Genomic DNA, 21,710 nt, shown 5'->3' with positions numbered 1-21,710 from the left:
TGAAAAAGCCGACGGACCCTCCATATTCACCCGCTAGGGTCAAGGCATAACTTTCTTGAACGGTTTGACTGTGACGCGGGTGTAGACACCGGCAATCATGTAGGGGTCGGCATCGGCCCAGCTTTCGGCCTCTTCCAGGCTGGCAAACTCAGCGACAACCAAGCTGCCGCTGAAACCGGCATCGCCCGGGTCATTGGCATCAATAGCTGGATGGGGGCCTGCGAGCACCAAGCGGCCTTCATCGCGCAACGCTTCCAAACGTGCGAGGTGATCAGGGCGGGCGGCTAAACGGCGTTCCAGGCTGTTGGGGGTATCTTCGCTGATGATGGCATACAACATGTGCATAACTCCTTGAATGAAAAAGGATCAAAAGGGCGAGCCACAGGGGTGGCGCAATTGACCGCACCGGCATAAGCGCGCACCATATTGAATTAAATCGCCCTTATTCTGACAAACTCGCCACACGGCGTCATGCCTATGCCTCGACTTCCCAATACGTTTGAGACTGACCAGCGTTACCCCGTTGATTTACACATGCATTCGACGGCGTCCGATGGTGCGCTTACTCCCACCGAGCTTGTAACGCTGTGCGCAGAGCGCGGACTTACCCACATGGCGCTGACCGATCACGATACCATGGATGGCGTTAGCGAAGCGGGACAAGCAGCCGCCGCAGCGGGCATATGCATGCTGCCCGGCTGCGAGTTATCCACCCGCTGGCAGGGCATTAACATCCACATGGTGGCGCTCATGCCAGGCGGCCTCCAAGGCCCGTTGGTAGACGGGTTAATCCACCAGCGTGAGGCGCGAATCAAGCGTGCCGAAGTGATCGCCGAGCGACTCGAGAAAGCCGGCTTGGCCGATGCGCTGGACAAGGCGCGCGAGCAAGCGGGTAGTGACCGCCCACTGGGACGGCCCGACTTTGCTCGCGCATTGGTGGCAGACGGCATGGTGGCCGATTGGGCAAGCGCCTTTAAACGCTATTTGGGCAGCGGCAAGAAGGGCGACATAAAGGCCCACTGGCCGGAGATCAGCGATGCGGTCGGCTGGGTGGTGGCGTCGGGCGGCGTTGCCGTGCTGGCTCATCCGCTGCGACACGGGCTGACCCGGCGCAAACGCGGTTTGTTGATGGATACGTTTCAGGCCGCTGGCGGACAGGCAGTGGAGCTGGTCAGCGGTCAGCAAAACCCGGACAGTACTCGCGACTTGGCTCGCCAACTGGTGGAGCGCGACCTATACGCCTCAATGGGCAGTGATTTTCACTTTCCCGGCAGCCACGCCGCCCCCGGTAGCATGAGCTTGATACCGCGCACCGCAGCGCCGCCTATTTGGCAGCATCCGCGTTTACGCCATCTGCAAGATGCGCCGGCTGGGCCTCTGGCCGCTGCGTAAGCTAAGGTAGGCGGTATCGACCACTAATAACCGTCAGGAGCAAGCCATGAGCCAATATTTCCAGATTCATCCTGAAAACCCGCAGAAGCGGTTGATCGACCAGTCGATTGAGATTATCCGCAAAGGCGGCGTGGTCGCATACCCGACCGACTCTGGCTATGCATTGGGTTGCCACCTGGGCGAGAAAAAAGCCATTGAGAAAATCAAATGGCTGCGCTCGCTGGACGATAAGCACAACTTTACCCTGGTGTGCTCGGATCTGTCGCAGATCGGCACCTACGCCAAGGTCGACAACGACGTGTTTCGGTTGCTTAAAGCGCATACGCCAGGCGCCTACACGTTTATTTTAGATGCAAGCACCGAGGTGCCGCGTCTGTTGTTGCATCCCAAACGCCGCTCTATCGGCGTGCGCGTGCCGGATCACCGGATAACCCACGCACTGCTGGCGGCGCTGGGTGAGCCGTTGATGAGCGTTACCCTGATCCCCGTCGGCGAGGATTTGCCGATGAGCGACGCCGAAGACATTCGCGAGCGGTTTGGCACCCATCTTGATCTGATTATTGACGGCGGTGCCTGCCATCTGGACCCCACCAGCGTGATCGATCTGCGCGAGCTGCCTCCCAAAATCGTCCGCGAAGGACGCGGGGATGTCACTCCCTTTACCGGCTAACGCCTTTACTGACTAATCCCTTTCCTACTAAGACGCTGTACACCGAAGCCTCTCTTTAGTGTTCATCACCCTAAACCCCCATGCGTCCGCTTGGGGGTAGCCTGCCACTCGCCAATCCATCTAGCCAGCGCCTGTTACTCAAAGTGATATTGCTTCTTTTTTAATTATTTGAATGATCAATAAAAATAAAATACGGTATAGATGCGCTCTATCGATAACTAAGGGTGATTCAGACGGTGGTGAATTCTCGCTGCTTTTTGGTTGCCGATAAAAGGAGATTGCCTTATGACTCTATCTCGTTACCGTAATGCAGCCACTTTCGCGGCGCTGACCAGCTTGGCGAGTTTGCCGCTCGCGGGCCAGGCAGTGGCGAACGATGAAGCGGACTGCGCCCAGGCTGAATACGCCATGGGGCTGCGCTTCCAGCAGCAATCAGCCGAAGCCATCGCTTTGCAGCGTCAGGGGTTTGAGCTTGCCACCTACCGCCTTGAAGAGCAGATCGAGGCCCACGGCGACGATGCTGACCTTGCGATCATTACCGACCTTGATGAAACAGTGTTGGATAACAGCGCTTTGCTGGTGCGCGACATGCAAGCCTGTCATGACTTCACCACCTGGGATACCTGGAAGCATTGGGAGCGTGAAGGGGACCCGCGTTTGATTCCCGGTGCGAAGGATTTCCTTGAATTCGCTGATGAGCACGACGTGGCGATCTACTATGTCTCTGATCGCTACCAGGAAAATAAAGCCGATACCCTGGCCACGCTTGAGGCATTGGAGCTACCCCAAGTCTCTGAAGATAGCGTGAAGTTATTAGGCCCACCCAAGTCAGAACGTCGTGCTGAGGTTGAAGATGGCCACACGCTGGTGATGCAACTTGGCGATACGCTGCACGATTTTGCCGGTGAGTTCGCTGAGGCGGACCTAGAGGAGCAGCGTACGTTGGTCGACGATAATGCTGAACGCTTCGGTAAAGACTGGATTGTTTTCCCCAATGCAACGTATGGAGACTGGAGCGAGGCTGACCTGAACGCTTGGGAAGCCCCGCACGAAGTGGATTGATGGGGTTAGATAATCACGCCATCCAATAGCAAAGAAACGCGGCGCGCCCCAGGTTTAACTATCCTGGGGCGCGTTTTTGTCTGCGTCTTTCCCCTGGTCGTCTTTCTTTTCATCGTCTTGTTTACGCGGATCTTCGCTGTCTTCGTCCAGCCAAGTGCCGCAGCGCAGGCAGTAGCGGGCGCGTTTTTCATGGTGGTCGTGGCCGCAGCCGGGGCAGGCTTCATCGGAATAGCGATCTTCGCGAATCGAGCGAATCACCTGGGCGGAGAACACCCCGGTGGGTACGGCGATAATTGAGTAACCCAGCAGCATGAGCACCACGGTGATGGACTTGCCTAGCGGCGTTGCTGGGACAATGTCGCCATAGCCCACCGTGGTCATACTGACGATCGCCCAGTAGATCGACATGGGAATACTGGTAAAACCAGCTTCCGGCGATTCGATCACATACATCAGCGCGGCAAACAGCGTGACCACCATAAAAATGGCGAAGAAAAACAGCAGAATCTGACGCAGACTACGCTTTAACGCATCAATCAGCAGCCGCGCTTCACCGACAAACTCCATCAGCCGTAGAATGCGGAAAATCCGCAGCACCCGCAGGATCCGCACAATCACCAAGGCGTGGGCACCGGGTATCAGTAACACCAGCCAGGTGGGCAGGATGGCGATCAAGTCGACAATGCCGTAGAAGCTTTTCAGATAGAGCGTAGGGCGCTCCAAGCAGTACATACGCAGCAACAACTCGACGCTGAACAGCAGGGTAAATATCCACTCCAGCACATAGAAAAGCGTGCCGTAGCGCTCGGCATAGGCCTCAACACTGCTCAGCAAAATTACTAACACGCTGAGCAAGATCGCCAAAATCAAGCCGATGTCGAACGCTTTGGCCCCCGGCGTATCAGACTCGAAAATGATATGGAAAAGCTTCGTGCGCAATCCTTCTGCGCCCGGATGTAAGGGAAAGTTCATCAATACCGTCCTGAAAGAGCCGTAAAAGCAGCAGGTTTAGCGTAGCGCGGTTTGATACGCCAAGCGATGGGCAAAGGCCAATGCCGCTTGGCCATAGGCAACGTTGGGCTGATTAGAGATTTCCAAGGCATGGTGCATCGTCTCGATATCATCATGCGCCTCATCGGTGAGTGACGGCTCGGCCGAAAGCGTGGCGAGCGCTGTTTGAGCGATGGCCAGGTGCTCGGCGCTGTGGCTGTCGTGGTAGGCGTCCAGCGCCAGCGTAGCGCGATACATCCACTGCGCGGGCGTTGTGGCTTCGGGCAGTGGCCAGTGTTGAGCGGCTAAAGCATTGCCCCGGGCCGCCTTGCTGCTGTCGGAGGGACGCAGCGGTACATGCTCAGCCAGCGCCAGGGCGAGGGACCAAAGTGCCTCAGGCTCCCCTTTTTTAAGCTCCAGTTCGGCTTCACAAATAGTGGCCTGATACCCGCCGCTATGAATCTCCCCCTGGTCCAAGGCCAGCTCGATGTGGCTTTCCTGCCACACTACTTGCCAGCTTTGGCGTACAAAGTCGGTATTTAAGCGGGGGGCAAGTGCAGAAATCACTTGGCTCGCCTCGCCCTGAAAAGGGGGCAGCTCGGCTAATCCTTGGGTATCCAACGCAAGCGAAGCCACAGGCCACTCCCACTCCTGGCGCTGAGAAAATCCGCCGCCCCCGTGACCCGCCGTTTTAACCGTTTGCAGCACCTGATCATCCACCTGACGCAGCCGCACGGCGATGTGCGCCTGGGCCAATGCGCCCTGGGGCGTATCGAAATAGGTATTGATGAGCGTTTGCCGCTGAGGCGTCAACCCCTCTAAAAGGGGGTGCTGGCAAAGTGCCGCTGGGCCATCAGGGGCGAGGGCAAGCTTCAGTTCGATCTCGGTTGGCGCTGAGGGTTTCATAACAATTGCCACCTCTATACTATGACATTTAGATTAAATTTTAATGACATTGTGAACTTTTCATGACGGCGGCAGACGCACTCACTATACTGTGGCCGCCATTTCCTGGCTTCCCGAAAACAGGCGTAAAGGCTTTATGGTTACTTCTAACCCTTTCTCCGCGATGTTTGGCCGCTCGCCATTCCAGCCGCTACTCGCGCATATCGTCAAGGCGAACGAATGTGCTGACCAACTCCTGCCTTTCTTCGAAGCAACGCTGGCAGGCGATTGGGAGAGCGCTGGGCAGCTGCGCGAAAACGTCACTCGCTTAGAGCACGATGCAGACGTACTCAAAACCGAACTGCGTTTAAACCTTCCCAACACCATGTTCTTGCCCGTCTCGCGTTCTGATCTGCTCGACCTGATCAGCGTACAGGACAAAATCGCCAATAAAGCACGCGACATTACCGGCATTATGCTGGGACGTAAAATGACCGTGCCCACCGAATTGGCGGATCCCATGCGTGACTACATCCGCACTAGTGTGGCGTGCGTGGCGCAAGCCCGCCAGGCGCTGGAAGAACTCAAGGACCTGTTGGAGTCGGGCTTTGGACGCAACGTCTCGGATGTGATGCAGAACATGATTCGTGAACTGCATACCCTTGAGCACCAGGCGGATGGCCAGCAGGTCGCGATTCGCCGCCAGCTATTTAGCCTGGAAAGTGAGTTGCCACCGGTTGATGTGGTCTTCCTTTACAAGATTATCGACTGGGTCGGCGAGCTATCTGACCGCGCTGAGCGCGTAGGCAGCCGCCTTCAGATCATGACCGCCAATTAATTTGTGCGCCCAAATTAATACCTGATCCCCAAACAAGGGAAGCGTTATGCAGATCATTGCTCAGTATGGTGATATTTTTATCATCCTGGCCTGTCTTTTCGGCTTTTTTATGGCCTGGGGCGTGGGTGCCAACGACGTCGCCAACGCCATGGGTACCTCGGTTGGCTCGAAGGCCATCACCATTAAACAGGCGATTATGATCGCCGTGGTATTTGAGTTCCTAGGGGCTTGGCTTGCCGGTGGTGAGGTGACCAACACCATCCGCAAAGGCATTATCGACCCCGAACTGCTTCAAGAAGATCCTCAACTTCTGGTTTACGGTATGCTGGCGTCGCTATTGGCGGCGGCGACCTGGCTATTAATTGCCTCCATGAAAGGCTGGCCGGTATCGACCACCCACTCGATTGTGGGCGCGATTGTCGGTTTTGCGGTAGCCGGGCTGGGCGCAGCGACGGTGGATTGGGGCAGCGTGGGCACCATTGCCGCCAGTTGGGTGGTCTCGCCATTGTTGGCAGGCACGGTGGGCTTTGTACTGTTTAAGTCGGTACACCACTTGGTATTTGAAGCCTCTGACCCGCTAGCTGCCGCCAAGCGTTATTTGCCCGGCTATGTGTTCCTGGTGGGTTTTGTGGTAGCCATGGTTACCATGACCAAGGGCTTAAAGCACGTGGGGCTGGATATTACCTTTTCACAAAGCCTGGTGCTGTCGATCATTCTTGGTTTGATTATCACTGGCATTGGCGTGTTGATGGAGCGCCGCGTACAGTACGTGCAAAGCAGCGACGACCACTTTGGCTACGCTAATGTGGAGCGCGCCTTTGGCGTGTTGATGATTTTCACGGCCTGCGCCATGGCGTTTGCCCACGGTTCTAATGACGTGGCTAATGCGGTTGGCCCGCTAGCGGCGGTCATCAGCGTGGTACAAACCGGTGGCGAAATTGAAGGCTCGGCGCTGGTGCCCTGGTGGGTGCTGGTGCTCGGCGGTGGCGGCATCGTAGTGGGCCTGATCACCTACGGGCATAAAGTGATTGCCACCGTGGGCACGGGAATCACCGAGCTGACCCCCAGTCGTGGCTTTGCAGCAACGCTTGCCGCTGCCACCACCGTGGTGCTGGCTTCTGGCACAGGCTTGCCGATCTCGACCACGCATACGCTGGTGGGTGCCGTGCTTGGGGTGGGCTTGGCGCGGGGTATGACCGCGCTCAACCTGCGAGTAATTGGCACCATTGCCATGTCGTGGTTGATTACGCTTCCCGCCGGTGCTGGCCTGGCCATTTTGTTCTTCTTTATGCTTAAGGGTATGTTCGGCGGCTAACGATGCATAGTATGACGTTAACTTACGCGTAAAATCATGGCGGCATCTTCATTAGAAGGTGCCGCTATTTTTTGCGCTCTGGTAAAGTAATCAATAGCGAGTTCATTCACCTGCTGCCGGAGAGCGGCCCCTTGGATACACGTTTCCCTTTTGTCGACTGGTTTCGTAATGCGTCCCCCTATATTAATGCGCACCGGGGGCGAACCTTTGTCATCTTAATTGAAGGCGAAGCCATGGCGTCTGGCCGAGGGGAGCAACTGATCCAGGATTTGGCACTGCTGCATACGCTAGGCGTACGTCTGGTAGTGGTGTTTGGCATTCGCCCTCAGGTGCACGAGGCGTTGAGCGCGGCGGGTGTTGAGCCAACACGGGTTGATGGCCGCTGGGTGGCAGACCGCGCCGTAATGGCCCATGTTGAGCAAGTAGCGGCTCACCAGCGGCTGTGGCTGGAAGCACGGCTTTCACTGGGCCTGCCCAGCACGCCGCTGCACGGCGTGGAGTTGAGCGTGATTTCCGGCAACCTGGTGACCGCCAAACCACTTGGCGTGCGTGACGGGATCGATTTTGATCACAGCGGCGAAGTGCGCCGGGTGCGCGCCAGTGCCATTGAAGGCCTGCTGGACAAAGGCTCGTTAGTGCTGCTTCCACCGTTGGGGTTTTCCAGCACCGGCGAGGTGTTCGACCTGGATGCCTCCGACGTTGCCCAGCACGCGGCGGTGGCGCTGAAAGCCGATAAGCTGATATTGCTGGGTGAATCGGAAGGCCTGGAAGATGAGCAGGGCGCGCTTCTGCGCCAGCTTTCACCCTTTGAGGCCGAACCACGCCTGCAGCACGCCTCCCCCGGCAGTGAGTTAGCACGCCACCTCAACGCCGCCTGCACCGCCGCGCGCGAAGGGGTGGCCCGCACACACCTGCTTTCCTGGCGCAACAACGATGCCTTGCTGGGTGAGCTGTTTACCCGCGATGGCGTGGGGACGATGATCACCCAGCATCGCTACGAACAGCTGCGCCCCGCCTCGCTTAACGATGTGGCTGGTCTGCTGGAGCTGCTGGAACCGCTGGAGCATCGCGGCATGCTGGTAGCCCGTTCGCGTGAGCGATTGGAACACGAAATCGACGATTACATGGTCATCGAGCGCGATGGCATGGTGATCGGCTGCGCGGCCCTGCATGTGTTCCCCAGCACCTCGATTGCCGAACTCGCCTGCGTGGCCGTGCACACCAATTACCGCGGCGGCGAACGTGGCGAGCGTTTGGTCGAGGCGCTGGAGCGTCGTGCCCGCCAGCGGGGCTTACAGGAAATGTTCGTGCTCACCACGCACACCGCTCACTGGTTTGTGGAGCGCGGCTTCCGCACGGCGAGCCTTGAGGAACTGCCGCCACTGAAGCGCGAGACCTACAACTACGCGCGCAAATCCAAGGTGCTGGTCAAGACGTTGACGGGCTAGGTGTTCAGGATCACGCCGCCATTTAAGTGCATAGTCTGGCCGGTCATGTAGGAGGATTCTTCGCAGGCCAAATAGACATAGGCTGGCCCCATTTCGCTGGGTTGCCCCGCGCGTTTCATCGGCACCTGGCCGCCAAACGCAGCGACTTTTTCCTCATCGAAACTGGCAGGAATCAGCGGCGTCCATACCGGCCCAGGGGCCACGGCGTTCACGCGGATGCCGCGGTCCATCAGCGACATGGCCAGCGAGCGAACCAAGCCCTGAATTGCCCCTTTGGTGGCGGTGTAATCAATTAGCGTATCGTTGCCTTTAAAGGCGTTGATCGACGAGGTGGCGATGATCGTATCGCCTTCGCTCAAGTGAGGTAGTGCCGCCTTGGTCAGGTAAAAGTGGCTAAATAGATTGGTTTGAAAGGTACGCTGGAGCTGGTCGTCAGGAATCTCGCTGATATCGCGCCAGTCGTACTGTTCGGCCGCGTTGTTAATCACGATATTAATTTTGCCGAACTCTTTCAGGGTGCGCTTTACAATCTCCCGGCAGAAGCTGGGTGCCCCTACGTCGCCTTTCAAGACCAAGCAACGGCGACCTTCAGCCTCCACGAGCCGCTGAGTCTCTTTGGCATCTTGGGTTTCTTTCAAATGTACAATGACGCTATCCGCGCCTTCCCGGGCATAGTGGACCGCCACCGCGCGGCCGATGCCGCTGTCGCCACCGGTAATAATGGCCACTTTATCCAATAACTTGTCGGCCCCTTTGTAGCTTTCGCGAATGTACTCGGGCTCGGGGTGCATCGCGTGCTCGTCGCCCGGCTGCTTGGCTTGATGCTGAGGCGGTTGATACTGATCGCTCATGTGCAGGCACTCCTTTAGTAGCACAAAACTTGTTAGCAAACATATTGCCGGTAAAAAATGGGCAAATGTTTTGGGGTGGATGCCTGTCTCCTTGGGCACCCGTTCTCAATGTAGACCCAGGTTGCCAGAAGGGGCAAACCTATTCACGACGTAGCTTCCCAACACTAAAAAATGCCTGCGATAGCGACAGTGTATTAGCGTTATTTAGTTTGCTAATTTATTTATGAATGTTTGGTTTTTGTTTATTAAGCGTTTGTTTGTAAATATTTTTAGACGTTTAGATAGAGGGGAGAGCGAGGAACCCTTGCATTGCAAGTTACCGGGGAAAGGCTACAGTGAAAGCAGGCAAAGTAATGCCAAAGACCATTTATCGTAAGGAGCACGTGATATGGCACAACCCGATAAGAAAGACCAGAAAAATCCCAAGCATCAAGACGACCATCACGACGAAGCCAACCCGATGCCCGACACGCACCACGTGAACCCAGATTCTGATGATTCGCCCCAGAAATCGGACAAGGGCAAGAAATAAGCGACGTTGACCCCGTCAACCAAGCACTAGCGGCGCTACTTCCTGTAGCGCCGTTTTACTTCCACGCTTAGCCTGCCTTCGCCTAGCTGAAGCTTGAGCTTCTGGCCGGGGGCTGTGTCATCGGCGCGGCGTACCACCTGCCCCTGTTCATCCTGAGCGATGGCGTAACCGCGCCCCAGGACTGCCAGTGGGCTGACCGCATTAAGCTCGCGGGCGGCGCTGGTTAACCGCGCTTGGCGGGTTTCCAGCTGGCGCTGCATGGCAACGCCTAAGCGGCGGCGCAACAGGCTTACCCGTTCTTGCTCCGCACGGTGCAGCTTGGCCATATCCTGGCTGGCGAGGCGCTTGGTAAGCTGGGAGACCTGTGCCTTCTGCTGGGTTAGCTGTTGCTGCATGGCGCGGCTTAAGCGCTGGCTGAGCGTCGTTAAATGCTGGCGCTGACGGTTGAGCTGCTCGCCGGGGTGGCGCAGCTTGGCGCGCAGGGTATCCAGCCGTTGGCTATCGCGCTCCAGCCGCGCCTGCATGGCCCGCATCAGGCGGTTTTCATGGTGCTCAAGCTGGCGCTTGAGGGTGTGCTGGTCTGGCACCAGTCGTTCGGCCGCGGCAGACGGCGTAGGCGCGCGCATGTCCGCCGCGAAATCCGCCAGGGTAACATCCACTTCGTGGCCCACCGCCGACATCACCGGCAGTCGCGAATGAAAAATCGCCCGCGCTAAATGCTCGTTATTAAACGCCCATAAGTCTTCAAGGCTCCCCCCGCCACGGGTAATCAGAATCACATCCCGCTCGGGGTCGAGCCTCGCCTGGCGGTTGAGCAGGGCCAGCGCCGATATCATTGCAGGCGCGGCTTCCGCTCCCTGGACCGGCACCGGAATCAGCGTCACGTCTGCCAGCGGCCAGCGCGCCGCCAGCACCGCCAGCACATCGCGAATCGCCGCGCCGGTGGCCGAGCTTAAAATCAACAGCTTGCGCGGTGGAAAGGGCAGGTTGCGCGCATTGGCAAACACGCCTTCAGCGTCGAGCTGCGCTTTTAAGCGCTCAAAGGCCGCCAGCAGTTCGCCCAACCCGGCGGCCTGCACCGCATCGGCAATTAGCTGGTAGTCACCGCGCGGCTCGAATAGCGACACCCGCCCGCGCAGCTTGACCTGATCGCCATCCCGCATTGGCGCTGACACAAACCGCGCCCGCTGACGAAACAGCGCACAGCGAATCTGCGCCCGGTCATCTTTTAAGGTGAAGTAGATATGCCCCGACGCCGGGCGCGAGACGTTGGAAAGCTCCCCCTCCACCCATACCTCGCCCACATCGCGTTCCAGGGTTTGCTTAGCGCGCTGATTGAGTTGGCTAACGGAGAGTGCCTGGGGGGTAGTCGCAGCCATGGTGTTAGGTGCGCTCGGTGAGGAAGCGTCGCAGAGCCAGCGGGTCGGGTACGCCCTGAACCGTTTCACCGCCGATGATCAAGGTAGGCACCGATTGGATGTGCGCCTCTTCAACCGCGTGGCGCAACGCCGCTTGATGCTGCTCGCGGTAGCGGCCATCGGCGAGGGCATCGAGCACCGCCTGACGCGCCAGCCCGACAGCTTCGCCAATATCGGCCAGCACATTCGGGTCGCCGATATCGCGCTCCTGCTGGAAGAACGCTTTTAACGTGGCCATCGAATAGGCGTGGCCGACACCGTGTTCTTCGGCCATGGCGAATACTTCAAAGGCCTTGTCAGTACGCGGCTGCGGGGAGATAGTGGGCAGCTTAATCGGCACGCCGAGCTTTTCCGCCATGGGGTAAACCGACTCGCGCCAAACGCGGGGCAGGTATGGATCTTCTACCTTTAAGGTAGGCACCGGGGCAGGGCGCAGCTCGAAGGGGCGCCAGCGAACCTCAACATCCAAGCCCTCGGTGGCCTGGGCAATCACCTCTTCCGCCAGCAGGCAGAAGGGGCAAACGTAGTCGCTATATACAATAATTTCTTGGCTCACCATCGACCCCTTTTCGTCTTACATTAACGCCGTATCAGCCTACCATTAAACGTCATTAGCCATTGGTATAAGCGTAATGGCGTCTCTACATTGCTGGGGCGGCCCTCTAACCGTTATAATGGGGGATTAACTTTTCACGCCCCGTCTTCCACTTCAAATTGGGTGTTGCCGCTATGCTACGTATGGCCCAAGAAGCACTTACGTTCGACGACGTACTCCTCCTGCCTGGCTTCTCCGACGTTCTCCCCAAGGATGTGAGCCTTAAAACCCGCCTGACTCGCCATCTCACCCTCAATATTCCGCTGGTTTCCGCTGCAATGGATACGGTAACCGAAGCGCGTCTGGCGATTGCGATGGCACAGGAAGGCGGCATTGGCATTATCCATAAAAGTATGGCGATGACCCAGCAAGCCGCTGAAGTGCGCAAGGTGAAAAAGCACGAAAGCGTGATTGTAAAAGACCCGGTCACCGTCAGCCCCAAAGCCAAGCTTGAAGACCTGTTGGCTATGGCGCGCGAATACGGTTTTTCCGGCTTCCCGGTGGTTGAAGGCGAAACCCTGGTGGGCATTGTGACCGAGCGCGATATGCGTTTCCAGCCCAACCACGGCGACAGCGTTGAAGCGATCATGACGCCCCGCGAGCGGCTGATTACCGTCAAGGAAGGCACCGATCTCGAAACCAGCAAAGCCAAAATGCGCGAACACCGCATCGAAAAAATGCTGATCGTTGACGACGCCTTCCACCTGCGTGGCCTGGTGACCTTCCAGGATATCGAAAAAGCCCGCACCTACCCGATGGCCGCCAAAGACAGCGACGGCCGCTTGCTAGTGGGTGCGGCGGTAGGCACCGGCCCGGAAACCCCGGACCGCGTCGCAGCTCTCGCCGAAGCCGGCGTGGATGTGATCATTGTGGATACGGCCCACGGCCACTCCCAAGGCGTGATTGAACGCGTTCGCTGGATCAAAGAGCACTTCCCGGCCATTCAGGTGATTGGCGGTAACATCGCCACTGCCGCGGCCGCCAAAGCGCTGGCCGACGCCGGTGCGGATGGCGTTAAAGTCGGCATTGGCCCGGGTTCTATCTGCACCACCCGCGTTGTTGCGGGAGTGGGCGTACCGCAAATCACCGCGGTTTCCAACGTGGCGGAAGCACTGAAAGAGTTAGACGTACCGGTGATCGCCGACGGCGGCATCCGCTACTCCGGTGATTTGGCCAAAGCGATTGCGGCGGGCGCCAGTGCAGTGATGGTGGGTGGCCTGTTGGCCGGCACCGAAGAAGCCCCCGGCGAAGTCGAGCTTTACCAGGGCCGTACCTACAAAGCCTACCGCGGTATGGGCTCCATGGGGGCGATGTCGCAGAATCAAGGCAGCGCCGACCGCTACTTCCAGGATAAGAGCGAAGGCGCTGAAAAACTGGTGCCAGAAGGCATTGAAGGCCGCGTGCCCTATAAAGGCATGATGAGCGCCATCGTTCATCAGATGATGGGCGGCCTACGCGCCTCCATGGGCTACACCGGTTGCCGCGATATCCAGGAAATGCGTACCAAGCCCGAATTCGTCCAAATTACCGGCGCTGGCTTTAACGAGTCCCACGTCCACGACGTGCAGATCACCAAAGAAGCCCCCAATTACCGGGTGAGCTAACCAGCACGTTTAGATACATCGCGGCGGGCATTGCTCGCCGCTTGCTTTTTGGCCTTACCAGCGGCCCAGCACCGCTTAACCGAGACCCCGCCATGAGTGACATTCACGCCCATAAGATTCTGATTCTTGATTTCGGCTCCCAGTACACCCAGCTAATCGCCCGCCGGGTGCGCGAGATCGGTGTATTTTCCGAAGTCCGCGCCTTCGATATCACCGAAGACGAGATTCGCGAATACAACCCCAACGGCATTATCCTCGCCGGCGGGCCGGAATCGGTGACCGAATTGGACTCACCGCGCGCGCCTAAGTGCGTGTTTGAAATGGGCCTGCCGGTGTTGGGTATCTGCTACGGCATGCAGACCATGGCCGAGCAGTTGGGTGGCAGTGTGGCCGGTTCCAAGCAGAGCGAGTTTGGCTACGCGCAGATTCAGATCGACGCCGACAACGCGCTGTTCAACGGCATTAAAGACCACGTAGATGCCGCCACCGGCAAGGCCCTGCTGGACGTATGGATGAGCCACGGCGACAAGGTAGCCGAAGTGCCCGCCCAGTTCACCGTGACGGCCTCCACACCCAGCTGCCCGATTGCTGCCATGGCCTGGGAAGACAAGCAGTTCTACGGTGTGCAGTTCCACCCGGAAGTCACCCATACGCTGCAGGGCCAGCGCATTCTTGAGCACTTCGTGCTGGATATCTGTAAAGCCGAAAAACTCTGGACGCCCGCGCAAATCATCGAAGACCAGGTACAGCGTGTTCGCGAGCAGGTCGGCGACCGCCATGTACTGCTTGGCCTCTCCGGCGGCGTGGATTCGTCCGTCGTCGCCGCGCTGCTGCACAAAGCGATTGGCACCCAACTGACCTGCGTATTCGTCGATAACGGCCTGCTGCGCAAAGCGGAAGGCGACCAGGTGATGGAAACCTTCGCCAAGCACATGGGCGTGAAGGTGATCCGCGTGGACGCCGAAAACTTGTTCCTCGGCAAGCTGAAAGGCGAAAACGACCCGGAACTCAAGCGCAAGATTATCGGCAACACCTTTATCGACGTGTTCGATGAAGAAGCCAGCAAAATTGAAGGCGTCGACTTCCTCGCCCAGGGCACCATCTACCCGGACGTGATCGAATCCGCCGCCTCCAAGACCGGCAAAGCCCACGTGATCAAATCCCACCACAACGTGGGTGGTCTGCCGGAAACCATGAAGCTCAAGCTGGTCGAGCCGCTGCGCGAACTGTTCAAGGACGAAGTGCGCAAACTCGGCCTGGAACTCGGCCTGCCCTACGATATGGTTTACCGCCATCCGTTCCCCGGCCCCGGCCTGGGCGTGCGCATTCTGGGCGAAGTGAAGAAAGAGTACGCCGACATCCTCCGCGACGCCGACGCCATCTTTATCGAAGAACTACGCGCCTCAGGTTGGTACGAAAAAACCAGCCAAGCCTTCGCCGTGTTCCTGCCGGTGAAATCCGTAGGAGTAGTAGGCGACGGCCGCCGCTACGAATGGGTCATCGCGCTACGCGCAGTAGAAACCATCGACTTCATGACCGCCCGCTGGGCGCACCTGCCCTACGAGCTGCTGGAGAAGGTTTCTAATAGGATTATCAATGAGTTGGCGGGGGTTTCGCGGGTGACTTATGATGTCTCCAGCAAGCCGCCTGCTACTATTGAGTGGGAGTGAGTGGGTAGCGATATCGCTTGGCCACGGCATATTGATTTCCTCACGAATAAACCCGTCTTTACTGGCGGGTTTTTTTAGTGCAGTATCTGTGATGTTAAGTATGGCTAGTCAGATCGCCGAATCTTTATGCAATATAAGATAGCTTTCTATTATTGTTTTTAATGGATTCGGGTTTGAAATGAGTTGTTTATATATATTTTTATTCTTGTTGGTTGTTTTGGTTGGCTTTGTGCTTGTGAAAAAGCTGTTGTTGATATTTAAATTATTCATATTCAATATTTTATTATTTGTATTAAGGGGATTGAATGTCGAAATCAGTGATTAGCATTGCCTCCCGTGAAGCTAACCTTAAGCGAAAGTTGCGTAGACATTTGCAAGGCTTGGCCGCAAATTCTGAGTGCAACACCTGACCAAACCGGTAGGGTGTTGTATCCATGTCATATTCTGAACTCTGCACTGAAGAACGTGCCACGATCCATGTCAGCTTCGCGCAAGGCTTGAGCATCAGGAAGGTAGCGGCCCTGCTCGAGCGCTCCCCGGCAACGATTAGCCGAGAAATACGGCGCAATAGATCGTCCGATGGCAGCTATCGTGCGCCACATGCGCAACAATGCCGTGATCACCGTCGAGACGGTTGTCGACCAAGGCGCAAACTGCTTCCTGGCAGCCCTCGGTTCGCCCTGATTCAGCACATGCTGCGTCGGCGCTTGTCTCCCGAACAGATCAGCGGCAAGCTCAAGCATATGAATATCCCTGACCTTCGAGACGCCTACGTCTGCCGAGAAACGATCTACAGTGCCATCTACGCGTTGCCCGTCGGTGAACTGAGAAAGGAGCTGATCCATTGTTTGCGGCAAGGCAAGCCAACCCGTAAGCCGCGCCGTGGCCAGGTCGACCGGCGCAACCAGATCCCGGACATGGTCAGCATCCATCTCCGCCCTCCAGAGGTGGAAAAACGTGAATTTCCTGGCCACTGGGAAGGCGACCTGATCAAGGGCAAGAACAATGCATCGGCTGTCGGCACCCTTGTCGAACTCAAAAGCGGTTACCTGATCCTAGCGAAGATGAACGATGCGACTGCTACCTCTGCTGTAGAAGGCTTCAGCGCAGCGCTGAATCGCATGCCGTTGGCCGCACGGAAGAGCATGACGTATGACCAAGGACGTGAGATGACGCAGCACGCCAAGGTCACCCAGAATACTGGTGTCGCTATCTACTTCTGTGACCCACACAGCCCATGGCAGAGGGGCGCCAACGAAAATATCAATGGGCTCATACGACAGTACTTGCCCAAGGGAACGGATCTATCGATCTATAGCCAGCAAGAACTGGATGAGATCGCGCTTGAGCTGAACATGCGCCCGCGAAAGCGCTTCGACTTCAAGTGCCCTATTGAGGTGATGAGCGAGGAGCTGGCGAAGTACCATGAGGTTCCGTCATCGACACATTGACGGTGTTGCACTCAGAGCCTGCATCCGCCCAGCAATGGGGTTAGAGAGCATTATAAAATGGTTGATTATCCAATTAAAGAAAGAGTGCCTGACTATGAAAAAGGAAGCAAAAGAGCTGACACAGATTTTTTCTTAGATTTAAAGCAGGCTATTTTTAAAGCAGACAAAATTGCAAAAAATGCTGTAAAAACATTCCAAAAAATTCGTGGTTGGGCTAATGATTAAAATAAAAAAAATACCAATTCTGAGAGTTGTTTACAGGATATCTAATGCTTACTGCTATAAAGGTGATATGCGGTTTGTTATGTATACTGCACCTCGCCATTTATGGTTAAGTAGGATTGGGAAAGGAGTTTTTATCTCCTTGCTTTTATCTTTTTTAGCTAGTGTTTTAAATGCTTTTTTGGGCAATGACCTATATGATCCAAGGAAAATGGTTTTAGGTACTTTTCCTAGCATACTTGGCTTTGGTATAGGTGTGTTTGCACTCCTCTTTGCTTTACCTAAAGAATTTAATCAACATTTAGATAGTTTGGGAACAGATGCTCAAGCGAAAATGTTACCTGCTGACATGGCTTATCCTTTGATGGTATATGCAATTTCAATACTTCTTTGTGGCTTCTTTACTATTTTTGGTAATTACTTTGTGATTTATTTTTTTTCAGGTTTTCTATTTTATTATGGGATTTTGGTAACGTTCGATCTTCTATCATCGATTTTTAGTACTGCAATGTTTGTATTTAGTTCTAAAAAGTAGAGGCTTTCTAATTCCTCAACTTCTGTTGTTGGAAATTATAGTGCAGTGTAATATAACACTTTGAATAGCTAGAGGGTTGTTAGCCAAGGTTGGTGAAGTTTAATTTATTAGTTGAAGTGTTTTTCTATAAAAATATAATAAGATTAAAAATCCGTCGCATAAGTATATTTTTATCTTTTTTATAGGTTAAAATACTTATTCTTCATTAACTTTTAAGAATGTCATTTTTTAATTTTGACAAAGGGATTGTCAAATAGTCACTATCGTTTCCCGTCACACCAAAAATCATAAACTTGAACTCATGTTCTGTAATTTTATTTGATAGTAATTGTTCGATAGAATTTTTATATCCTTCATTAAAAATCAATCGTTTCTTCAAGAGTACCGAAACTTCATCTTTATGATTTTCATATATCTCTTGGTGTCTAAAGAAAATAGAGTTATTTATGTCTTCTTTTTTTTGGGGGCTAATTCTTAAATTAAAGCTATTAGTGTCTCCATATAATCCATTAACATTATGATAATTTACATAAAAGTACTTCTCATCTAATGGGTTGTTGGCGTAAACGCTTACCCAGGGGAATAACTTGTCTTTTTTAATTATGCAGTTGCAGTGTGAACATGAAGGTACAAAATTCAATAAGCTCAGTGAGTATAATGGAAATATAGACTTAGGAAAAAAGTGATCAATTTGAGCTATAGACTTTACCTTGCCTTCATAAGAATAAATATCAATGTATTGTCTGTTGCAATAAGGACAAATAATCACCTTGATGTTTTCTAAAATATTATTTCTTATATTATCTTGAGATCTCATGAAATCATTATAATCAAAGAGTTTTGCAATGTTTGCGTTGTTTCTTTTAAACTCACCTTTTATTTTGTTGTGAAATTCAAGATAATTTTTTTCATTTTTAGTAATGCTCGGGTTGTCGATGCCAAGATGTTTTAATATATCATTACGCCTAAACTTGTTAATAATGAAAACACGTTCATTCATTAGATTTTTTTTGTAATTAGAGCCTTTTTTAATCGTAAATTGTGTTTTTATTATGTTTAAGTAGTGGTTGCTATATAATAAAAAATTTGAAAATTCATAATAATCTTTTAAAAAATATTCATTTTTAGAATTTAATCCATCTCGTGAGAATGGATCCATAGAAATACAGTTTATGAGCTCGCCGGAAGATATTTCATCAGCCGAGAATGAATGGTGAAAAAAATTAATTCCCCCTCTCTTATGGAAGACAAAATCTTTTACATTCTGCTGATAGGTTGTAATAAATTCATTGTTAAAAATTTTATCCTTAGGTAACTTAATCATGTTTTTTTTCATCCATTTCTTTTAAAATTTTTCTTTTCTTTTCTTTTAAATCTGTTATTTCTTTTTCCAACCTTTTTAGCTCGGATTTTTCATCTAACCTATAATTATAATCAAGCTGGGTGAGTAATGTTTTCTTTATATAGTCATCATCAATAACATTGATTAAATTACGTATTGATGTGTAATGATCCGAATTGCAATGAATGTTTATTTTAGAGATTTCAGATAAAATGTTATTTATTTTTCGTTCTGCAAACTTACCAATAGGCTGTGATAAGAAGAATGAATCATTTATTATATCATATATATTGCTTGCAAAACTACGATTTGCTTTACTACTAACGTAATTGCCATTTGAAGTGTCATGTTCAATTTTAATGACATTCTCTTTCAAAAGATCACTGATAATATATGGCGAGTGTGTAGATAAAATTACCTGAAAATTATAATTTTTATAACTTTGGCATAAGTATTCTAATAAATAGTCTAAAAAAATACGTGACCACTCTGGGTGTAAATGCTCATCATATTCATCCAGTATAATAATAAAGCCATTAACTTCCGAGTTGCTCTCTATAGTAAGCTTGATCGCCTTGTTAATGCCTGCTAGTTTACTGTTGATATCAAATTCACCAGAGCTCATTCTAGGCATTTTTAATGTTATAGGCGCATTCGACTCTCCAAGCTTCAAAATAAAAGAATGCACTTTTTTACTGTATTTTTCCAAGTTTATGTAACATGTAATATTTTCTTTTAAACCATTTTTCACTTTGGTAAAAGTTAAATTTTTCTCACTCTCAAAGAATTTTGTAATATCATCCCAGTTCATTTTTCCTAAATATGAAAGTATCTCATCATCATTCTTTATTAGTTCTTCTAAAATTGCTTCCAGCGTATTTAAAAGAGATGTTTTTACGTTATCATAATCTAACAGATCTCCCATATATCTGTTGAAGGCAATAACGTCTTGGCAGGCGGACGAATTTTTCCCATCAAAAACATTGTTGACAACGTTTATTATATGTTCTTCTATAAGGTTAATTACAAAAAGTTTTCTAGCATCTTTGAGTTTTTCAACTTTATTTTTACGGGAGTTGAAGATATTTGATTCTAAATATCGATCAAGATGATTGTAAAATTTAAATTTATTTTCATTTTTCTCATTAGAAATTTCTAATATTTTAAGGCTGATATGCTTTTTATTTAAATGACTGCAAAAATTGGATTTATTAGATGTTACAAATTCATAAAAATTAGCCATATTGGCATGTAAGTAGTTTCGCTTGAATCCATAGTTTCTGTCATCATTGTCGTTAATATTATTATTAGTGCTATTGTTGATGCTATTAGAAAAATCAGGCTTATGTATGACACAGTATTTATTTTGAATGTCATTAGTGTATTGAATAAATGAATCAAAATGAAGGCTGTCTTTTATTCTTTTTAATTTATAACCTACATAAGGTGACGTACTGATTTTTTCAAAGTCCAAGATCTCATTTACATTAAATCCTTCTAAAAAATAAGCTTTCTCGTCTTCATAAATGGCTATCCATTGGCTATCGGGGTAGCAGCTATGTAAGTCTAAGCGCTTTAAACCTAATAAATTTAAAACTGAACTTTTACCAGCGCCATTTCTCCCAACAATAGCACTGACATTAATAATGTTATCTCCATAGAAATGAGTGGGGACGTTACACCTTGTATCAGTAATTTTTAATTCACGATTTTTTGTGACTTTTAGAAGCTTATTTTCAGAAAAATTCACATCTAAATTAAACTCAATTCCGCAGCACTTTCTCAAGTAAAAATAAATCAGTTTCACTGTTTTTCCAAATATCGATAATTAAATTATAAAGTCTCTGTGTAATGAGTCTCAGGTTTCTGCACACTCTATGCGACTAACGCTGGTTATGCTAGAGCCACATAGTCAAGCAACTGATGTTGCCGTGCTTCGTTGTAGTATCGGCTCAAGCTTCTGATGACTTCTCTGGCTAGACCCACCGAATCAAATCGATGTAGCCAGAGGCACTCTTCCTTTAAGGAACGGAAATAGCGCTTTATAAGCCCATTCTCCTAAGGTTTATAAGGTGCCGTGAACTATTGCGTCAGGCCATAGGTTTTCACCGTGTTCCCCCTGGCCTCACAAAATTCGGGCTAATCCCGCTCGCGAATGACCTTAGGCCGTGCCCGGAAACCGTTCTCAATATTGCTTTGGCACTCTTCGACCCAGCCTACGACCTCGGAGATAGTGAGATCATACTTACAAATAATTACGGCGACTATCGTCTTACCTTTAAAATATCCATCATTACATCGGCTTTGTGCTTGGCAGCCCTGGGTTTAGCGGTAGGTTCGTTGCTCATTTAGTCCTCCTGATCACTGCACTATAGCTTGTGCAGCTCTGGAGTGGGTCACTTCACCGTGTATTAACAAACCTTGCGCAGGACAAGTAGGTGCGTTTCTACTTCCAAAGCGTGGCGATTATGATCCGGTACAGCGCTTACTACGATCACCTTGAAAGCGCTCAGAAGGACAGTCTCGATATTACGCCTTGGTTGTTGTGGTTTCTGGATACGCTGAAAGAAGCGCTTGAGCAGGCGCTGTTAAGGATCGACCGTGTGTTAATGAAAGCCACCTTCTGGCAGCGACATGCCACCACCGTGCTGAATGAACGGCAAATCAAGGTGCTGAACCGCTTATTGGATACGGCAGGGGAGGAGTTTGAGCAGGGCATCAATGCTCGTAAGTACCAATCGTTGGCCAAAGTGAGTAAAGCCACCGCCACGCGGGATTTGGCTGAGCTGCTGGAAAAAGGCTGCCTTTCCAAGCTACCCGGTGGTGGGTGCAGCACACGCTATACGGTGTTACTTGGACGGACAGTGGATGGCACCTTGTAGTGGCGATC

At 52.0% G+C, this 21,710-nt stretch carries 22 protein-coding genes; 13 read left to right on the top strand and 9 right to left on the bottom strand.

Annotated features, from left to right (window positions below):
* Positions 1-39: 39 nt before the first annotated feature.
* Entirely contained in the window at positions 40-339 is a 300-nt protein-coding gene (locus CPH17_RS08275) for a YciI family protein (RefSeq protein WP_074397294.1), read from the bottom strand.
* A gap of 132 nt (positions 340-471) precedes the next feature.
* Between CPH17_RS08275 and CPH17_RS08270 the strand changes: the two genes are divergently transcribed.
* From CPH17_RS08270 to CPH17_RS08260, 3 genes are all read left to right on the top strand, one after another.
* On the top strand, positions 472-1,392 hold the full coding sequence (locus CPH17_RS08270) for a PHP domain-containing protein (RefSeq protein WP_441316764.1): 921 nt from the start codon (positions 472-474) through the stop codon (positions 1,390-1,392).
* A 46-nt stretch (positions 1,393-1,438) separates the two neighbouring features.
* Positions 1,439-2,062 carry an L-threonylcarbamoyladenylate synthase gene (locus CPH17_RS08265; protein WP_096299004.1) on the top strand — a complete coding sequence of 208 codons (624 nt, stop codon included), beginning with the start codon at positions 1,439-1,441 and terminating at the stop codon, positions 2,060-2,062.
* A gap of 285 nt (positions 2,063-2,347) precedes the next feature.
* A complete protein-coding gene (locus tag CPH17_RS08260; RefSeq protein ID WP_096299003.1) occupies positions 2,348-3,124 on the top strand; it encodes a 5'-nucleotidase, lipoprotein e(P4) family in 777 nt (258 codons plus the stop codon).
* 54 nt (positions 3,125-3,178) lie between these two features.
* Here CPH17_RS08260 and CPH17_RS08255 read toward each other — a convergent pair whose 3' ends face one another.
* Together CPH17_RS08255 and CPH17_RS08250 are read right to left on the bottom strand one after the other, a co-directional pair.
* Positions 3,179-4,096, bottom strand: a complete 918-nt coding sequence (locus tag CPH17_RS08255; RefSeq protein WP_096299002.1) for an ion transporter — start codon at positions 4,094-4,096, stop codon at positions 3,179-3,181.
* A gap of 36 nt (positions 4,097-4,132) precedes the next feature.
* Positions 4,133-5,020 (bottom strand): CYTH domain-containing protein, encoded by an 888-nt coding sequence (locus CPH17_RS08250; RefSeq protein WP_096299001.1) that lies wholly within the window; start codon positions 5,018-5,020, stop codon positions 4,133-4,135.
* 136 nt (positions 5,021-5,156) lie between these two features.
* Here CPH17_RS08250 and CPH17_RS08245 point away from each other — a divergent pair, with 136 nt between their 5' ends.
* From CPH17_RS08245 to argA, 3 genes are all read left to right on the top strand, one after another.
* Complete coding sequence (locus CPH17_RS08245; protein WP_074397289.1) at positions 5,157-5,837, top strand: TIGR00153 family protein; 681 nt, start codon at positions 5,157-5,159, stop codon at positions 5,835-5,837.
* A gap of 46 nt (positions 5,838-5,883) precedes the next feature.
* Positions 5,884-7,152, top strand: coding sequence for an inorganic phosphate transporter (locus tag CPH17_RS08240; RefSeq protein WP_074397288.1), 1,269 nt, complete (start codon positions 5,884-5,886; stop codon positions 7,150-7,152).
* A gap of 131 nt (positions 7,153-7,283) precedes the next feature.
* The gene (gene argA / locus CPH17_RS08235) at positions 7,284-8,600 is read left to right on the top strand and encodes an amino-acid N-acetyltransferase (RefSeq protein WP_096300921.1); all 1,317 of its coding nucleotides are present in this window, start codon (positions 7,284-7,286) and stop codon (positions 8,598-8,600) included.
* Here argA and CPH17_RS08230 read toward each other — a convergent pair.
* On the bottom strand, positions 8,597-9,451 hold the full coding sequence (locus CPH17_RS08230; protein WP_096298999.1) for an SDR family oxidoreductase: 855 nt from the start codon (positions 9,449-9,451) through the stop codon (positions 8,597-8,599). The genes argA and CPH17_RS08230 overlap by 4 nt on opposite strands.
* A gap of 388 nt (positions 9,452-9,839) precedes the next feature.
* Here CPH17_RS08230 and CPH17_RS20035 point away from each other — a divergent pair, with 388 nt between their 5' ends.
* Positions 9,840-9,983 carry a hypothetical protein gene (locus tag CPH17_RS20035; protein ID WP_172822107.1) on the top strand — a complete coding sequence of 48 codons (144 nt, stop codon included), beginning with the start codon at positions 9,840-9,842 and terminating at the stop codon, positions 9,981-9,983.
* Positions 9,984-10,018: 35 nt separating this feature from the next.
* On the opposite strand, the gene xseA is transcribed toward CPH17_RS20035, so the two are convergent.
* Positions 10,019-11,362 (bottom strand): exodeoxyribonuclease VII large subunit, encoded by a 1,344-nt coding sequence (gene xseA / locus CPH17_RS08225; RefSeq protein ID WP_096298998.1) that lies wholly within the window; start codon positions 11,360-11,362, stop codon positions 10,019-10,021.
* A gap of 4 nt (positions 11,363-11,366) precedes the next feature.
* Positions 11,367-11,957 (bottom strand): DsbA family oxidoreductase, encoded by a 591-nt coding sequence (locus CPH17_RS08220; protein WP_096300920.1) that lies wholly within the window; start codon positions 11,955-11,957, stop codon positions 11,367-11,369.
* A gap of 173 nt (positions 11,958-12,130) precedes the next feature.
* On the opposite strand from CPH17_RS08220, the gene guaB reads away from it, so the two are divergent.
* The 5 genes from guaB (at position 12,131) to CPH17_RS19925 (ending at position 17,478) form a co-directional block, all read left to right on the top strand.
* Positions 12,131-13,600: an IMP dehydrogenase gene (gene guaB / locus CPH17_RS08215; RefSeq protein WP_074397285.1), complete on the top strand. Its 1,470-nt coding sequence runs from the start codon at positions 12,131-12,133 to the stop codon at positions 13,598-13,600.
* 92 nt (positions 13,601-13,692) lie between these two features.
* Positions 13,693-15,270, top strand: a complete 1,578-nt coding sequence (gene guaA, locus CPH17_RS08210) for a glutamine-hydrolyzing GMP synthase (RefSeq protein ID WP_096298997.1) — start codon at positions 13,693-13,695, stop codon at positions 15,268-15,270.
* 434 nt (positions 15,271-15,704) lie between these two features.
* The gene (locus CPH17_RS08205) at positions 15,705-16,721 is read left to right on the top strand and encodes an IS30 family transposase (RefSeq protein ID WP_027336024.1); all 1,017 of its coding nucleotides are present in this window, start codon (positions 15,705-15,707) and stop codon (positions 16,719-16,721) included.
* A 57-nt stretch (positions 16,722-16,778) separates the two neighbouring features.
* A complete protein-coding gene (locus CPH17_RS19930; RefSeq protein ID WP_157742954.1) occupies positions 16,779-16,946 on the top strand; it encodes a hypothetical protein in 168 nt (55 codons plus the stop codon).
* Positions 16,939-17,478: a hypothetical protein gene (locus CPH17_RS19925; RefSeq protein ID WP_157742953.1), complete on the top strand. Its 540-nt coding sequence runs from the start codon at positions 16,939-16,941 to the stop codon at positions 17,476-17,478. Before CPH17_RS19930 ends, CPH17_RS19925 begins: the two co-directional genes overlap by 8 nt.
* A 205-nt stretch (positions 17,479-17,683) precedes the next feature.
* Here CPH17_RS19925 and CPH17_RS08195 read toward each other — a convergent pair whose 3' ends face one another.
* The 3 genes from CPH17_RS08195 to CPH17_RS20510 form a co-directional block, all read right to left on the bottom strand.
* Positions 17,684-18,802 (bottom strand): hypothetical protein, encoded by a 1,119-nt coding sequence (locus tag CPH17_RS08195; protein ID WP_096298993.1) that lies wholly within the window; start codon positions 18,800-18,802, stop codon positions 17,684-17,686.
* Positions 18,795-20,627 carry an AAA family ATPase gene (locus CPH17_RS08190; RefSeq protein WP_157742952.1) on the bottom strand — a complete coding sequence of 611 codons (1,833 nt, stop codon included), beginning with the start codon at positions 20,625-20,627 and terminating at the stop codon, positions 18,795-18,797. The genes CPH17_RS08195 and CPH17_RS08190 overlap by 8 nt, the downstream gene beginning before the upstream one ends.
* 86 nt (positions 20,628-20,713) lie before the next feature.
* Positions 20,714-20,866: an integrase core domain-containing protein gene (locus CPH17_RS20510; protein ID WP_096298989.1), complete on the bottom strand. Its 153-nt coding sequence runs from the start codon at positions 20,864-20,866 to the stop codon at positions 20,714-20,716.
* 392 nt (positions 20,867-21,258) lie between these two features.
* On the opposite strand from CPH17_RS20510, the gene CPH17_RS08175 reads away from it, so the two are divergent.
* Complete coding sequence (locus CPH17_RS08175; protein ID WP_231898104.1) at positions 21,259-21,702, top strand: Fic family protein; 444 nt, start codon at positions 21,259-21,261, stop codon at positions 21,700-21,702.
* Positions 21,703-21,710: the final 8 nt, after the last annotated feature.

The sequence above is a fragment of the Halomonas sp. hl-4 genome (genome assembly GCF_900215475.1).
In the GTDB taxonomy this organism is placed as follows: Bacteria; Pseudomonadota; Gammaproteobacteria; order Pseudomonadales; family Halomonadaceae; genus Vreelandella.
Note: the sequence above shows the minus strand (reverse complement) of the source record. Positions and strands in the feature narration are given on the sequence as shown.

Excerpts from the sequence above, each read along its gene's own strand:
- CPH17_RS08265 (WP_096299004.1), top strand. The coding sequence starts at position 1,439 with ATGAGCCAATATTTCCAGATTCATCCTGAAAACCCGCAGAAGCGGTTG.
- CPH17_RS20035 (WP_172822107.1), top strand. The coding sequence starts at position 9,840 with ATGGCACAACCCGATAAGAAAGACCAGAAAAATCCCAAGCATCAAGAC.
- CPH17_RS19930 (WP_157742954.1), top strand. The coding sequence starts at position 16,779 with ATGGTTGATTATCCAATTAAAGAAAGAGTGCCTGACTATGAAAAAGGA.
- CPH17_RS08250 (WP_096299001.1), bottom strand. The coding sequence starts at position 5,020 with ATGAAACCCTCAGCGCCAACCGAGATCGAACTGAAGCTTGCCCTCGCC.
- CPH17_RS08240 (WP_074397288.1), top strand. The coding sequence starts at position 5,884 with ATGCAGATCATTGCTCAGTATGGTGATATTTTTATCATCCTGGCCTGT.
- CPH17_RS08255 (WP_096299002.1), bottom strand. The coding sequence starts at position 4,096 with ATGAACTTTCCCTTACATCCGGGCGCAGAAGGATTGCGCACGAAGCTT.
- CPH17_RS19925 (WP_157742953.1), top strand. The coding sequence starts at position 16,939 with ATGATTAAAATAAAAAAAATACCAATTCTGAGAGTTGTTTACAGGATA.
- CPH17_RS08270 (WP_441316764.1), top strand. The coding sequence starts at position 472 with ATGCCTATGCCTCGACTTCCCAATACGTTTGAGACTGACCAGCGTTAC.
- CPH17_RS08275 (WP_074397294.1), bottom strand. The coding sequence starts at position 339 with ATGTTGTATGCCATCATCAGCGAAGATACCCCCAACAGCCTGGAACGC.
- CPH17_RS08205 (WP_027336024.1), top strand. The coding sequence starts at position 15,705 with ATGTCATATTCTGAACTCTGCACTGAAGAACGTGCCACGATCCATGTC.
- guaB (WP_074397285.1), top strand. The coding sequence starts at position 12,131 with ATGCTACGTATGGCCCAAGAAGCACTTACGTTCGACGACGTACTCCTC.
- CPH17_RS08260 (WP_096299003.1), top strand. The coding sequence starts at position 2,348 with ATGACTCTATCTCGTTACCGTAATGCAGCCACTTTCGCGGCGCTGACC.
- CPH17_RS08245 (WP_074397289.1), top strand. The coding sequence starts at position 5,157 with ATGGTTACTTCTAACCCTTTCTCCGCGATGTTTGGCCGCTCGCCATTC.
- CPH17_RS08195 (WP_096298993.1), bottom strand. The coding sequence starts at position 18,802 with ATGATTAAGTTACCTAAGGATAAAATTTTTAACAATGAATTTATTACA.
- xseA (WP_096298998.1), bottom strand. The coding sequence starts at position 11,362 with ATGGCTGCGACTACCCCCCAGGCACTCTCCGTTAGCCAACTCAATCAG.
- guaA (WP_096298997.1), top strand. The coding sequence starts at position 13,693 with ATGAGTGACATTCACGCCCATAAGATTCTGATTCTTGATTTCGGCTCC.
- CPH17_RS08230 (WP_096298999.1), bottom strand. The coding sequence starts at position 9,451 with ATGAGCGATCAGTATCAACCGCCTCAGCATCAAGCCAAGCAGCCGGGC.